This is a genomic window from Mesorhizobium sp. P5_C1 (genome assembly GCF_054049815.1).
Genome location: NZ_JBFULQ010000141.1, coordinates 1 through 12,134, shown reverse-complemented (window position 1 = coordinate 12,134; position 12,134 = coordinate 1). Strand labels below are relative to the sequence as shown.

The 12,134-nt window shown below is 62.2% G+C and carries 14 protein-coding genes; 4 read left to right on the top strand and 10 right to left on the bottom strand.

The genetic code is table 11. From position 1 onward, the window contains the following. Positions 1–57: 57 nt before the first annotated feature. From ACXJ7R_RS13850 to ACXJ7R_RS13830, 5 genes are all read right to left on the bottom strand, one after another. On the bottom strand, positions 58–1,149 hold the full coding sequence (locus ACXJ7R_RS13850; RefSeq protein WP_457152324.1) for a methylenetetrahydrofolate reductase: 1,092 nt from the start codon (positions 1,147–1,149) through the stop codon (positions 58–60). Beyond that, positions 1,146–1,757 carry a methylenetetrahydrofolate reductase C-terminal domain-containing protein gene (locus ACXJ7R_RS13845; RefSeq protein ID WP_184873530.1) on the bottom strand — a complete coding sequence of 204 codons (612 nt, stop codon included), beginning with the start codon at positions 1,755–1,757 and terminating at the stop codon, positions 1,146–1,148. Before ACXJ7R_RS13845 ends, ACXJ7R_RS13850 begins: the two co-directional genes overlap by 4 nt. Further along, positions 1,750–2,052 (bottom strand): virulence factor, encoded by a 303-nt coding sequence (locus ACXJ7R_RS13840; RefSeq protein ID WP_457152323.1) that lies wholly within the window; start codon positions 2,050–2,052, stop codon positions 1,750–1,752. Before ACXJ7R_RS13840 ends, ACXJ7R_RS13845 begins: the two co-directional genes overlap by 8 nt. Positions 2,053–2,256: 204 nt before the next feature. Then, positions 2,257–3,039: a formyl transferase gene (locus tag ACXJ7R_RS13835; RefSeq protein WP_457152322.1), complete on the bottom strand. Its 783-nt coding sequence runs from the start codon at positions 3,037–3,039 to the stop codon at positions 2,257–2,259. Between the two features lie 86 nt (positions 3,040–3,125). Beyond that, entirely contained in the window at positions 3,126–3,701 is a 576-nt protein-coding gene (locus ACXJ7R_RS13830) for a DUF4893 domain-containing protein (protein ID WP_457152321.1), read from the bottom strand. Positions 3,702–3,822: 121 nt separating this feature from the next. Between ACXJ7R_RS13830 and ACXJ7R_RS13825 the strand changes: the two genes are divergently transcribed. Beyond that, complete coding sequence (locus ACXJ7R_RS13825; protein ID WP_457152320.1) at positions 3,823–4,746, top strand: NAD-dependent epimerase/dehydratase family protein; 924 nt, start codon at positions 3,823–3,825, stop codon at positions 4,744–4,746. On the opposite strand, the gene ACXJ7R_RS13820 is transcribed toward ACXJ7R_RS13825, so the two are convergent. Then, a complete protein-coding gene (locus ACXJ7R_RS13820) occupies positions 4,743–5,375 on the bottom strand; it encodes a DUF1638 domain-containing protein (protein ID WP_457152319.1) in 633 nt (210 codons plus the stop codon). The two genes, ACXJ7R_RS13825 and ACXJ7R_RS13820, sit on opposite strands and share 4 nt — an antisense overlap. A 64-nt stretch (positions 5,376–5,439) precedes the next feature. On the opposite strand from ACXJ7R_RS13820, the gene ACXJ7R_RS13815 reads away from it, so the two are divergent. Continuing rightward, a complete protein-coding gene (locus tag ACXJ7R_RS13815) occupies positions 5,440–5,580 on the top strand; it encodes an entericidin A/B family lipoprotein (protein ID WP_095087994.1) in 141 nt (46 codons plus the stop codon). An 88-nt stretch (positions 5,581–5,668) separates the two neighbouring features. Here the strand turns inward: ACXJ7R_RS13815 and ACXJ7R_RS13810 are convergent, their stop codons facing one another. From ACXJ7R_RS13810 to ACXJ7R_RS13800, 3 genes are all read right to left on the bottom strand, one after another. Continuing rightward, the gene (locus ACXJ7R_RS13810) at positions 5,669–6,367 is read right to left on the bottom strand and encodes a corrinoid protein (protein ID WP_457152318.1); all 699 of its coding nucleotides are present in this window, start codon (positions 6,365–6,367) and stop codon (positions 5,669–5,671) included. Positions 6,368–6,462: 95 nt separating this feature from the next. Continuing rightward, positions 6,463–8,112 carry an ABC transporter substrate-binding protein gene (locus ACXJ7R_RS13805; RefSeq protein WP_095086675.1) on the bottom strand — a complete coding sequence of 550 codons (1,650 nt, stop codon included), beginning with the start codon at positions 8,110–8,112 and terminating at the stop codon, positions 6,463–6,465. 43 nt (positions 8,113–8,155) lie between these two features. Beyond that, positions 8,156–9,706, bottom strand: coding sequence for a trimethylamine methyltransferase family protein (locus tag ACXJ7R_RS13800; RefSeq protein ID WP_457152317.1), 1,551 nt, complete (start codon positions 9,704–9,706; stop codon positions 8,156–8,158). A 91-nt stretch (positions 9,707–9,797) separates the two neighbouring features. Here ACXJ7R_RS13800 and ACXJ7R_RS13795 point away from each other — a divergent pair, with 91 nt between their 5' ends. After that, positions 9,798–10,700 carry a LysR substrate-binding domain-containing protein gene (locus ACXJ7R_RS13795; RefSeq protein ID WP_457152316.1) on the top strand — a complete coding sequence of 301 codons (903 nt, stop codon included), beginning with the start codon at positions 9,798–9,800 and terminating at the stop codon, positions 10,698–10,700. 53 nt (positions 10,701–10,753) lie between these two features. On the opposite strand, the gene ACXJ7R_RS13790 is transcribed toward ACXJ7R_RS13795, so the two are convergent. After that, positions 10,754–11,062, bottom strand: coding sequence for a putative quinol monooxygenase (locus ACXJ7R_RS13790; RefSeq protein WP_457152315.1), 309 nt, complete (start codon positions 11,060–11,062; stop codon positions 10,754–10,756). A 109-nt stretch (positions 11,063–11,171) separates the two neighbouring features. Between ACXJ7R_RS13790 and ACXJ7R_RS13785 the strand changes: the two genes are divergently transcribed. Beyond that, a complete protein-coding gene (locus ACXJ7R_RS13785; RefSeq protein WP_457152314.1) occupies positions 11,172–12,134 on the top strand; it encodes a GlxA family transcriptional regulator in 963 nt (320 codons plus the stop codon).

Here is a 12,134-nt window from a genome sequence, read left to right as displayed (position 1 = left end):
GATTTCTTTATATCGTTGTCTGGTTTCGTTCAAGCGAACGGGTGACCGTCCAGGCCGTCAGTGAGCGGTCTTCACCATGTCCACCTGCGTTTCGGTAATGTCGTCGTGCAGTATGTGCCCGAGCCGGTCGGCGACCATCTGGTCGTCGCGACGGATTTCGCGTTTCCATGGCTGGCGGCCCTTCAGCACGCCCGATTCATCGACGATCTCGGCGACATATTCCTCCTGGCGATAGGMCATCACATGGACGCCGGAGACGCCGGAGATTTCCTTCACCTCATTGATGATGTCGATGCAGAGCTGCTTGCCTTCCTTCTTCTGGTCCTGCGCGCCCTCCAGCCGCTTGATGACCGAATCGGGGATGTGAATGCCCGGCACGTTGGAGCGGATCCACTTGGCTGTCTTGGCCGAGGCCAGCGGTCCGACGCCAACCAGGATGAAGCACTGTTCGGTGTAGCCGAGGTCGCGCACTTTCTGCATGTAGGTGCGGAACATCGGCACGTCGAAACAATACTGGCTCTGCACGAATTGCGCGCCGGCGGCGATCTTCTTGCCCAACCGATGCGGGCGGAAATCGATCGGCGGTGCGAACGGATTGATCGCGGCACCAAGGAAAAGCTGCGGCGGCGTCGTCAGCTTGCGGCCGGACAGGAACTTGCCGTTGTCGCGCATGACGCGGCAGGTTTCCAGGAGCGACATGCAGTCGAGGTCGAAGACCGGCTTGGCGCCGGGCTGGTCGCCGGCCTGCACGCCGTCGCCGGTCAGGCACAGCATGTTGGCGACGCCCATCGCAGCCCCGCCCAGCACGTCGCCCTGAATGGCGATGCGGTTTTTGTCGCGGCAGGCGATCTGCATGATCGGCGCATAGCCCATGCGGGTCAAAAGCGCACAGATGCCAACCGACGACATGTGGCAGTTGGCACCCGAGGCGTCGACGGCGTTGATGGCGTCAACCCAGCCGTCGAAGATCTTCGCCCGGTTGTAGACGTCTTCCGGGTCGGCGCTGTCGGGCGGGTTGAGTTCGGTCGTGACCGCGAATTCACCACGCCGCAGGACACGTTCCAGCCGGCCGCGCGAGGTGTGGCCGGGCAGGGGGTCGAGCGGCAGATGGATGCCGGCCGGGTTCTCGTCGCGCTGGCTTCCGATCATGCCGATGCCCCGGTGTTTGCCGCGCCATTCTTGGCGGCAGCGGCGGCTTCGCGCGCGGCGGCCGCCTGCGCGGTGACCCGCAACCAGGCCGAGGTTTCGCGCAGCGACTGATCGACCGGCTTCTGCACGGTCAGGATCCTGTCATTGTGGACCATATTCTGCGAGCCTTCCCAGGCCTTGACCCAGACGCAGGGCATATCAGGCTCGACCTCGCAATTGCCGTTGGCGCGCACGCCGCCGCAAGGGCCGTTGCGCAATTGCTTGGGGCAGTTCATCGGGCACGACATGCCGGTCGAGGACAATATGCATTGGCCACACATGCGGCAGTCGAACATGAAGCCCTTGACGCGCTTCTCGACAAATTTGACCGGCCCTTCGACACGGCCGTAGCCGATTCCCTTCCACAAGGGGTGGAGGAGCAGGAACATGTCGGCGAATCTGGCATAGAACCATTCGAGCAATCGCGAGTGCCGTACCGACCATAGTCTGACCGCGAAGGAACGCTGCACGCGCCGCTGCGGCGACACGTCGGCCGGCTTGTAGTCGGATTTCGGTGCTGCCTTCTTGACMAGAGTGGCCTGGGTAACCGTTGGCTGGGTATCAGACATTTTCTTTGCCGCCCGCCTTGACAAGAGCGACCAGCCGCTCACGGTCGTATGTCATGTCGATGTCCTGGAACGCCTTCTCGACCTCGGCTTCGAGGTCGTCGCCAACCGGAACAGGATCGGCCTTGCGCCATTCGGCCAGATAGTCATCGGTGCCGCCGGCGCCGGTGCGCATGGCGCACATGTCAATCGCTTCGGTGAAGCGCAGCGGCAGTTCGCGCTTGGCGTTCTGCCGGCCCTTCTTGACGATGACCTGGGCAGGGATGTCGCGCCAGTAGACGACGATCAGATCGGCCATGAATTCTCACTCCTCGATGGAGCGAGCATTGCCGGAAGCGCAGTTGGGCCGCTTGTTATGGGACGACGCGCGCGCATTCAAAAGCGACGCATTCGGATGTCGTAAAATGAAAGGTGCGTTTATTCGTTCGCGGCGTGTGCCGGCGGCAGGTTCGATGCGTCGGAAAGGCCGGCGCGGTGCACCCGATCGCGGACCATGATTGCGCTACCAGATGCCGGTTCGCAGGCCTGTCCAGAGGTAGAACCAGATTGTCGGGTGATACCATTGTTTCGACGGCAGGCCCGGGTCGATGGTGGCAAGTTTTCCGGCCAGCACGTCGCTGACCGCTTCGACGCAGATGTCGCGCGAAAACGCCGCCTGGCGCAGCGCGTAGCTCGAAATGCTGTCGCCGCGTTTGGGCTGAGCGCGCACCTGTTTCAGCACTGCGCCCGTATCGACGCCGGCATCGACCAGATGCACGGTGGTGCCGAAATTCTGCAGATCGCCTGATGCCAGAGCCCAATAGCCGCCATTCATGCCGCGGTATTTTGGTGTGATGCCGGCGTGATAGTTGAGCACCGGACAGGGCATTTTGCGCAGCATCTCGGCCGAGATCAGTCGGCAACCGTTGAGCAGCACGACGCCTGGCCGGATCTTTTGGATCGCCTGCAGGCACTCAGGCCCATTGGCCGAGGCCACCTGGATAATCTCCTGGCCTGGTCGCGGCTCAACCTCCAGTCTCTCCTCGGCGATCAATCGCGCGCCATGGCGAGCCAGCAGCCGCTTGCCCACCCTGCTCAACACCATCGTGCCAAGCTGGCCCATGGCCGAGACCCAACCCTGGCGGCGAGCCCGACCACGCAGCAATTGCTTTTTGGATTCAGGGGTTTCGAGGATGACGCTGACGGGACCGACGCGATCGGCGATTGCGTTGATCATGGCCCAGACATGCTGGCCGCCGCCGGTCACGACGACGATCGACGCGCTGGTTCCAACCCGTGAAGACATGGCCCGCTTTCCTGCCTTGCACGCGGCCGGCTGCCGCATGCTGGCCGGATTTGTGCCGGAATGGGGTTAAATCTTGATGACCACGCTCAGCGCTTGAACTCGATGATGTCGAGCTTCGATTCGTAATAGGGTGCTGGAAATTCAATGCGCCATTGGCTGGCGCTGTTGCGGAAGGCATAGCCGACCTGGTCGGTTTGCGGGCCACTGCCATAGGGTTTTGCCGGATCGCTGTTGACGTAGGCCGAGCCAAGATAGATCGCGCGCTTCTCGCCATCGTCGAAGAAACGGCCCTTGGTGCGTTGCGAGCCGCTGATCTTTTCCAGTCGCCAGCCGGAGCCGTCGTCGGTCACCTTGCACTTGAACCAGCCATAGATGACGAGCGGTAATGGTCCGCCGGCCTTGATGGTGCGGCACTGCCAGTTGCCGGTCAGGTCCTTGTCGGAAAACGCCACCAGCGGTTTTGCCAGCAAGGCGTCGAGCTGCTTGACCTCGGCGGGATCTCCCGCCTTCGCCTCGGCCAGCGCCTCCTTGCGGGTCTCGCCATATTTGTCGAGCCGTGTCTTGTCGGCGGCGGTGATCAGTTTCTGCACCTCACCATCGGCAAGGGCGGGAAGGGTACAGCAGAGCAGACCGACAGCGGCGAGCAGTGGACGAAGGATCATAGGAGGCCTCCCGGTTGATGTCTCGAGCAGCGCCGCTGCTGACCTGGTGCAAAACTATCGGGTCGCTGGCGCCTGTCATCCGTGCTTAACAGCGTCACGGTCAAAAATCATGGTGTGACGAATGCGAATCTTGCTCACGGGATCGTCGGGTTGGCTGGGCAGCGCGCTGTCGCCGCGGCTGCGGGCCCTCGGCCACGATGTCACAGGCCTCGATCCCGTTCCATCGAGAGAGACCCGGATTGTCGGCTCGATCGCCGATCGTGATCTGGTCCTACGCACTGTCCGCGACAACCAGATCGAGGCGATCATCCACAGCGGTGCGCTGCACAAGCCCAATATCGAGCACCGCGCCAACACTGATTTTGTCGCCACCAACGTGCAAGGCACGTTGAACCTGCTCGACGCGGCGGCGGTGTCCGGCGTGGAGCGTTTCGTCTTCACGTCGACGACCTCACTGATGATTTCGCAGGCGATACGCGACGGGTTCGAGGGTGGTGCGCGCAAGGCCGCCTGGCTGACCGAGGCGATGTCGCCCGAGCCGCGCAACATCTATGGCGTCACCAAGCTTTCGGCCGAACATCTTTGCCGCCTCTATCATATCCAGCATGGCCTGCCGGTGGTGGTGTTGCGCACCGCCCGCTTCTTTCCCGAAGCCGACGACATGGCGCATGCGATCAAACAGTCGGATGCAAACACCAAGGCCAATGAACTGCTGTTTCGCCGGTTGACGGTGGATGACGCGGCCGCTGCCCACATCCTTGCCCTCGAAAAGGCGCCGCGGCTCGGTTTCGACATTTTCATCGTCTCGGCGCCGACGCCGTTCCGGCCCGATGATTGCGCCGCACTGATCGCCGACGCCCCGTCGGTCGTCGCGCGCTATTTTCCGGACTTTCCGGCGCTCTACGCGCGAAAAGGCTGGACGATGTTTGGCTGCATCGACCGCGTCTATGACGCCTCGCGGGCAAGCGACCGGCTGGGTTTCGTCTGCCGGACGAGCTTTGCCGATGTGCTGGCGGAGTTGCGGACGGAAGTGGGCGCCGCCTAGCCAGCGTGTGCCGCGGCCTGCGCCATTCCGGCCGTCAGGTCGCCATAGCCGGTCGCCCGGCGCTCATAGGCGAGGCCGAGCAATTTTGCGGCTTTTTCCGCCACCTTGTCCAACTCCGGATCGTCGGTCTGGGCGAGGTAGATCAGCTTCTCGTAATTGCCGAAATAGTCCTTKATCAACTCCGGGTGCTTGTCGAGGCCGAGCGGCTTCATGAAGAAGGCGTCGAACTGACGGCACAGGAAATCGGTCATGTAGAAGGACATCATGTCGTCGTCGGCGATCTTCGCATAGGCCTCCATGCCTTGATAGAAGGCAAAGCAATGCGGGCCGGCCATGCGCTCGACGCCGTGCTTCTCGCAGATCCGGTCGAGCAGGCCACCGGTGCCGCAATCGGCATAGCCGACGAAGATGTGTTCGTAGCCGTCCGCCTTGGCCTTCTCGATGGCCTTGTCCATGGCCGGCGCGATGCGATCCGGATAGAAATGAAATTCCGCCGGCAGGCAGGTCAGATCGAGGTGATCCAGTCCGAGCTGTTCCTTGACGGCCAGAACTTCGCGCGCAATCATCCCACAGGCGATGACGAGCAGCCTGTCGTCTTGATTCGGTTTCGTTTTTTGTATCTTGGCCATGGAACCAGTCGAGCCGGCCTTCGTTGCTGCGGGGCTAATTTATCTATTGAGGGAGACACCGTCCATGAAACTGTTACGCATCGCGCCGATAGCCATCCTTGCCTGCGCCCTGGCCCTTACGGCATGTGCGAACACCGTCCGCGGCGTCGGCAAAGATGTCAAATCGACGGCCAGGGCGGTCGAGGACACCGTCACCAAGCCCTGATCCGCACACAGCCTCACCCACCACTTGGGAACAAAAAAGCCGCGCTGCAAGGCGCGGCTTTTTCCATTGTCCATGCCGGATTGGCCAATCACGCCGAAGCGCGGACGTTGTGCTTGCGCTTCATGAAGTCCTTGGCGGTCTCGACCGCCACTGCGGCGTCGCGGCAATAGGCATCGGCGCCGACGGCCTTGCCGAATTCCTCGTTCAGTGGCGCACCGCCGACCAGCACGACATAATCGTCGCGGATGCCCTTTTCCTTCATCGTGTCGATGACGACCTTCATGTAGGGCATGGTCGTGGTCAGCAGTGCCGACATGCCGATGATGTCGGGCTGGTGCTGYTCGATYGCRTCGAGATATTTYTCGACCGCATTGTTGATGCCGAGGTCGATGACGTCGAAGCCGGCACCTTCCATCATCATGYCGACGAGGTTCTTGCCGATGTCGTGGATGTCGCCCTTGACGGTGCCGATGACCATCTTGCCCTGCTTCGGCGCGCCGGTGGCGGCAAGCAGCGGACGCAGGATGAACATGCCGGCCTTCATCGCRTTGGCCGACAACAGCACTTCGGGAACGAACAGGATGCCGTCGCGAAAATCCTCGCCGACGATGCGCATGCCTTCGACCAGCGCTTCGGTCAGCACCTTGTAAGGCRCCCAGCCGCGCTCGAGCAGGATGTTGGTGCCTTCCTCGATCTCTTCCTTCAGCCCGTCATAGAGATCGTCGTGCATCTGCTGCACCAACTCGTCGTCGGAAAGTTCGGAAAGGATGATCTCGTCGTCGGACATTTTGCCTGCGCCAATTGCTTGTCAGTGATTTGCGGGCCGCCGGCACCTTTGTCATAGGTGCCGGCGGCATTTGCTTGTAGGTCTCGGGAGTTAAATCAGGCGTCCAGCCAAACGTTCTGGAAGTCCATTTCGTAGGTCTGGTGCATTCCGTAGTTCTTCACCTTCTTGCTCATGTGGCAGTAGAGCTTCTGCCAGAACGGCTGGATGATGACGCCGGAATCCTGCAGGATCTGCTCGACGTCCTTCATCACCTCCTTGCGCTTGGCAGGATCGGCCAGCGAAAGCGCCTGCTTCAGCTTGGCGTCGAAATCGGGGTTGGCATAGGCCGTTTCGTTCCAGGCCTCGCCCGAGCGATAGCCGAGCGCCAGCACCTGGACGCCCAGCGGCCGCATGTACCAGATGGTCATCGAGTACGGATACTTCGTCCAGTCGTTCCAGAAGGTCGAGCCCGGCAGCACCGTACGCTTCACCTTGATGCCGGCGTCGCGCAATTGGCCGGCGATCGCATCGCCGGTGTTCTTCTGCCATTCGTCCTCGACGGTGATCAGCTCGTGCTCGAAGTCGGCCTGCCCGGCATCCGCCATCAGCTTCTTGGCGGCGGCGGCATCGCGTGTCTTCTTGGGCAGCGGATAGTATTCGGGATGGATCGGGGCGACGTGGTGGTTCTCGCCAACCGTGCCGAGCCCGGCGTAGCCGAGCTGCATGACGGCATTGTTGTCGACGGCCATCTGCAGCGCATTGCGCACCCGCTGGTCGTCATAGGGCTTGTGGGTGATGTTGGTGCGGGCAACGAGCGTGGTCGCCGTCGCGACCTCCGATTTCACCAGATCCATCTTGTCGAGGGCGTCGATGAAGTCGGCCGGCGTTTCGAAATCGAGGTCGATCTCGCCAGATTCGAAGGCATTCAGCGTGGCGTTGAAGTCGGTGCCGTAGTCGATGAACTCGACACCGTCGAGCGGTGTTTCACCGCCCCACCACTTGCCGTTCTCGCGACGCTTGACGATCGCCTTCGAACCCACTGCATAAGACACCAACTCGAAAGGTCCGGTACCGATCGGCTTCTTGATCGGGTCGGCGCCATCCTTATCGAAGTCGCGATGCACGACCAGCGCCGGATAGTCGGTGAAGCCCGGTATGATCGCGATGTCGGGTTCGGTCAGCTTCAGCTTGACCGTGAGGTCATCGACCTTGGTGATAGCGCCATCCCTGGCCTTGCCGGTCTTTGTGTCGATCAGCGCGCCGACGCGTGCCGCCATGGAATTGCCGGAAGCACCCTTCTCGCACCAGCGGTTCAGATTGGAGACCACGTCATCAGCGTTGAAGGCATCGCCGTTGTTCCAGGTGATGCCTTTGCGCAGATGCAGGGTGTATTCGGTGGCGTCGTCATTGACGTCCCAGCTTTCGAGCAGGACCGGCTCGAAAGTGAACTGGTGCGTATAGCGGACGAGCGGCTCCAGCCAACAACGGGTGACGTTTGCCATCTCGGTCCAGTCATAGGTGCGCGGATCCTTCTGCGCCTTGACCGACATCGCGACATGCAGCGTTCCACCCTTTTTCGGTTCATCGGCCAGGGCCTTTGTCGGCGCGGCAAGGCCGATCATACCATAGGCGAAAGCCGTCGACGCGCCGAAGGCGCTGGCCAGCGCCAGGAATTCGCGCCGGTCCATGCGGCCTGCACGCGTCTCTTTCGCCATTGTCTCGATAGCGCCCGGCACGCGGTCGCCATTGCTTCTGAAGAGCGTCATGTTTTCCTCCCTTGGTTGTTCCGTCAGGTCTTCGCCTGTCACATCAACTAACGCTGTTCGGCAGTTTTTCCTCACGGCGCGCGATAAAATCCTTGAGACCCTCGGCGATGCCCTCGTCGAGCTTCGGCTCCTCATAGTCGGCCAGCATGTTGCGCGCCTTCTCGCGGCCGCGCGTGTCGTGGTCCTTCGCGCCTTCGGCCTTCCACTGTTCGTACGAATTGAAGTCCATGATGGTGGGCATGAAGAAAGCGGACTCGAAATGTTCGAGCGTGTGCTGGGTGCCGAGGAAATGGCCCTGCGGCCCCACCTCGCGGATCGCGGCCATCGCTTCCTTGAAATCGTCGAACGGAAGGCCGCCTGCATATTTGTACCAGCCGATAAGCTGCTCGCAGTCGGTGGCGAATTTCGAATAGCCGCAGGTGAGCCCCGCCTCCAGCCATCCGGCCGAGTGCCAGATGTAGTTGGCGCCGGCGAGGATGGCGGCGTGCATCAGCATGTTCGCCTCGTAGCCGGCCTGGGCGTCATTGAGCTTCGAGCCGACATGGAAGCCGGACGTGCGCCAAGGCAGCCGGTATTTCCGGGCCAGCGCGCCCATCAGGTACATCATCTGGGCGGCCTCCGGCGTGCCGCCCATCGGCGCCCCGGTCTTCATGTCGACCGTCACCATGAACTGGCCGTAGATCTGCGGCGACCCCGGACGCAGGAGCTGCGTGAAGGCGACGCCAGCGAGTGCTTCTGCATTGACTTGCGCCACCGCGCCGACGGCAGAGGCCGAGGTCGAGGCGCCGCACAGCGCGAAGGGCGCCAGGATCAACGGCTGGTTGTTACGCGCATAGACCTTCATGGCGTCAAGCATGGTGGCGTCCCACACGAGCGGCGAGTTGCAATTGGTGATCGACACCAGCACCGGGTTGTCGCGGACGAACTCTTCGCCGAACACGATGCCGRCCATCGCCATCGTGTCTTCGGCGCGTTCCTTCGAGGTGACGATGCCCATGAACGGCTTGTCGGAGTGCTTCAGCGCCGAATGGATGATGTGGAGGTGACGCTTGGGCACCGCAATTTCCATCGGCTCGCAGATGACCGAGCTCGACGAGTGCAGCGCCGGCGCCATGTAGGCGAGCTTGTGAAAATTGCTGAGGTCGGCGAGCGAACCGTACCGCCTGTTGTTGTCGAGGTCACGCACATAGGGCGCGCCATACATCGGCACGAAGATGGAATTCTTGCCGCCGACGCGGACGGTACGCTCGGGGTTGCGAGCATTGAGGGTGAATTCCGGCGGGACCTTCGAGACCAACTCCATCAAGAGCGCACGGTCGATGCGGACGCGCGTCTCGGATACATCGGCTCCGGCGGCCTTCCACAGGGCGATCGCCTCATCGTCGCGGAATTCACAACCGACCTCTTCGAGGATCAAGAGCGATTCCTGGTGGATCAACTCCACCGCCTCGTCAGGCACCATCTGATAGGCGGGGATCTGGCGCACCAGCGTAGGAAACGAGGCTATGGGAGCGCCACGTATCGCCTTGCGCCCCAGGCGACCGCCGCTTCTGCGGTTGGCGTGTTCGGTCACTGCAACGGCCGGTTCATTCATGGCACTCATCCCTCCAACAGCCCGTCAACTTAGCGAGACGGAATATAGCTGTGACGCTGGAAAATCCTGATCTCTTGTATAAACTCTCCTTATGCGAAGCCTGCGCCACCTGCTGCCCTCCRCCGGCAGTCTGATCGTCTTCGAGGCGGCCGGCCGGCTGTCGAGCTTCACCGCCGCCGGGCGCGAGCTCGGCATGACGCAGGCGGCCGTATCCTACGCCGTGCGCGGGCTGGAGGAACAGCTCGGCGCCAAGCTCTTCCAGCGCCGCCACCGCCAGGTTCTCCTGACGGAGGCCGGCGAGCGCTTCCACGCCGACGTCTCGCTCGGACTGTCGCATATCCGCAAGTCGGCGGAGGATCTGCGCCTGCAGGCGACCGGCGGCCATGTGACGCTGGCCGCCTCGACCGCCTTTGGCTCGTTCTGGATGATGCCGCGCCTACAGCAATTCCGCGACGAACTGCCGGGCGTTGATCTGCGTATCCAGACCGCAGACCGCGACCTCGACATCATCGCCGAGGGCATCCCGCTCGGCGTGCGCGGCGGCGTGCCGCGCGACTGGCCGGACTATCATTCGCTGTTGCTTGCAGACGAGGAGATCTTCCCGGTCGCGGGCCCCAGCTATCTGGCGAGGTTTGGGTTGCCAGAGACTGTCGCCGAACTTGCCATGCATCGGCTCATCCATCTCGAGGAGCCCTACCGCGAAGCCCCGAACTGGGACGAATGGTTCGCCGCGGCCGGAACCAGCCTCCGTAATGCCGAGCGCGGGTTGCGCATCAATGATTATGCCTTGGTGATTCAGGCGGTCATGGAGGGACAAGGCATCTCGCTCGGCTGGCGGCATCTCGTCGAGCGCCTCGTGGCATCAGGCCTGTTGGTGCCGGTGACGGATCATGTGCTGAGGACCGGCATCGGATTCTACGTCATCTGGCCAAAGAACCGCGAGCTCAGCGACAATGCGCGCAAGGTAAGGGATTGGCTGGTGGCGCAGGCGTAGGCTCGCCAGCGCAATCCGGCGCTTGACCGGATTGCGTTTCGCATGCTGAAGGATCAGACCGAGCCGTCGTTCTTGAGGCCGAGCACATCGATCTTGTCGATGGTCGGCGGGCCAACGAACAGCGTTTCGGCATTGGCCATCAGCGCCTTGGCAATCTCGCCGGTGAGATGTGCCTGCCGCCCTGCTTCGTCGTGAAAGGCATCGAACACGCCGAAGACACTTGGCGAAAGCTGCAGGGCGAACCAGATCGGGGTCCTGGCTTCCTGATTGGCCAGTTGCAGCCCGGTGTTGAGGAACGCGGCGACATCCTTCTCCTTGCCGGGCTTGGCTTCGAAGCGTGCGAACAATGCAAGTTTGATCATTTGTCTTCTCCTTGTCGCTGTGCGRCCAAGGCGGCCGTCGAAACAACAGTCGCAGCATCGAACCGGAAAGCGTATTGGCAAAAATGACATCTTTGATATCATTATTGCCATGAACATTTCCGTCCTCGCGCTTGATGGCGTCTTCGACACCGGGCTGGCCACGATGCTCGACGTGTTCGGCACCGCCAATGAGCTGGCAGGGATGCTGGCATCCCCGCCCGGCTGTTTGGCCGTGACCATTGTCGGGGTGAGCGACATGGTCCACACCGCGCAAGGCCTTCAGGTGCCGGTCGTCTCGATGGGCAGCGAGCCCGAGCCCGACTGGCTGGTGATCCCCGCGATCGGCCAGAAGATGCCCGGCCCGCTTGGCGAGGCGCTGAAGCGAAGCGACATTGCCAAGGCGACCAAGGCATTGCGGGCTGCCGCCGATGCCGGCGCGCGCATCGGGGCGGCCTGTATCGGTACTTTCATCCTGGCGGAAACCGGTCTGCTCGACCGTCGGCCGTCAACCACGACCTGGTGGCTGGCACCGATGTTCCGGCAACGTTACCCGCAAGTGCGGCTCGATGCCTCGCGCATGCTGATCAATGACGGGCAGTTCGCAACCGCCGGAGCAGCACTCGGCCACATCGACCTCGCTCTGATGGTCATTCGCCAGACAAGCCCGGAGCTTGCGGCGCTGACCGCCAAATATCTGATCGTCGACAGCCGGCCGTTGCAGTCGGCCTATGCCATCTCGGATCATCTCGCCCATTCGAACCCGCTGGTCGAGCGTTTCGAGCGATGGGCGCGCGGCCATCTCGCCGCCGGCTTCAACCTAGACGAAGCTGCTGCGGCACTGGGAGCCAGCAAGCGCACGCTGTCGCGGCGGGTCAACGATGTGCTTGGCAAGACACCGCTGTCCTATTTTCAGGATCTGCGGGTCGAGCAGGCTGTCCATTTGTTGAAGACCACATCCGACAGTGTCGATGACATCGCCGCGAAGGTCGGCTATGTCGACGGGGTGACGCTGCGCAATCTGTTGCGTCGGCGGCTGCACAAGGGCGTGCGTGAAATCCGTGCGGCGCACTGA

Excerpts from the sequence above, each read along its gene's own strand:
- ACXJ7R_RS13840 (WP_457152323.1), bottom strand. The coding sequence starts at position 2,052 with ATGGCCGATCTGATCGTCGTCTACTGGCGCGACATCCCTGCCCAGGTC.
- ACXJ7R_RS13835 (WP_457152322.1), bottom strand. The coding sequence starts at position 3,039 with ATGTCTTCACGGGTTGGAACCAGCGCGTCGATCGTCGTCGTGACCGGC.
- ACXJ7R_RS13830 (WP_457152321.1), bottom strand. The coding sequence starts at position 3,701 with ATGATCCTTCGTCCACTGCTCGCCGCTGTCGGTCTGCTCTGCTGTACC.
- ACXJ7R_RS13825 (WP_457152320.1), top strand. The coding sequence starts at position 3,823 with ATGCGAATCTTGCTCACGGGATCGTCGGGTTGGCTGGGCAGCGCGCTG.
- ACXJ7R_RS13815 (WP_095087994.1), top strand. The coding sequence starts at position 5,440 with ATGAAACTGTTACGCATCGCGCCGATAGCCATCCTTGCCTGCGCCCTG.
- ACXJ7R_RS13805 (WP_095086675.1), bottom strand. The coding sequence starts at position 8,112 with ATGACGCTCTTCAGAAGCAATGGCGACCGCGTGCCGGGCGCTATCGAG.
- ACXJ7R_RS13790 (WP_457152315.1), bottom strand. The coding sequence starts at position 11,062 with ATGATCAAACTTGCATTGTTCGCACGCTTCGAAGCCAAGCCCGGCAAG.
- ACXJ7R_RS13785 (WP_457152314.1), top strand. The coding sequence starts at position 11,172 with ATGAACATTTCCGTCCTCGCGCTTGATGGCGTCTTCGACACCGGGCTG.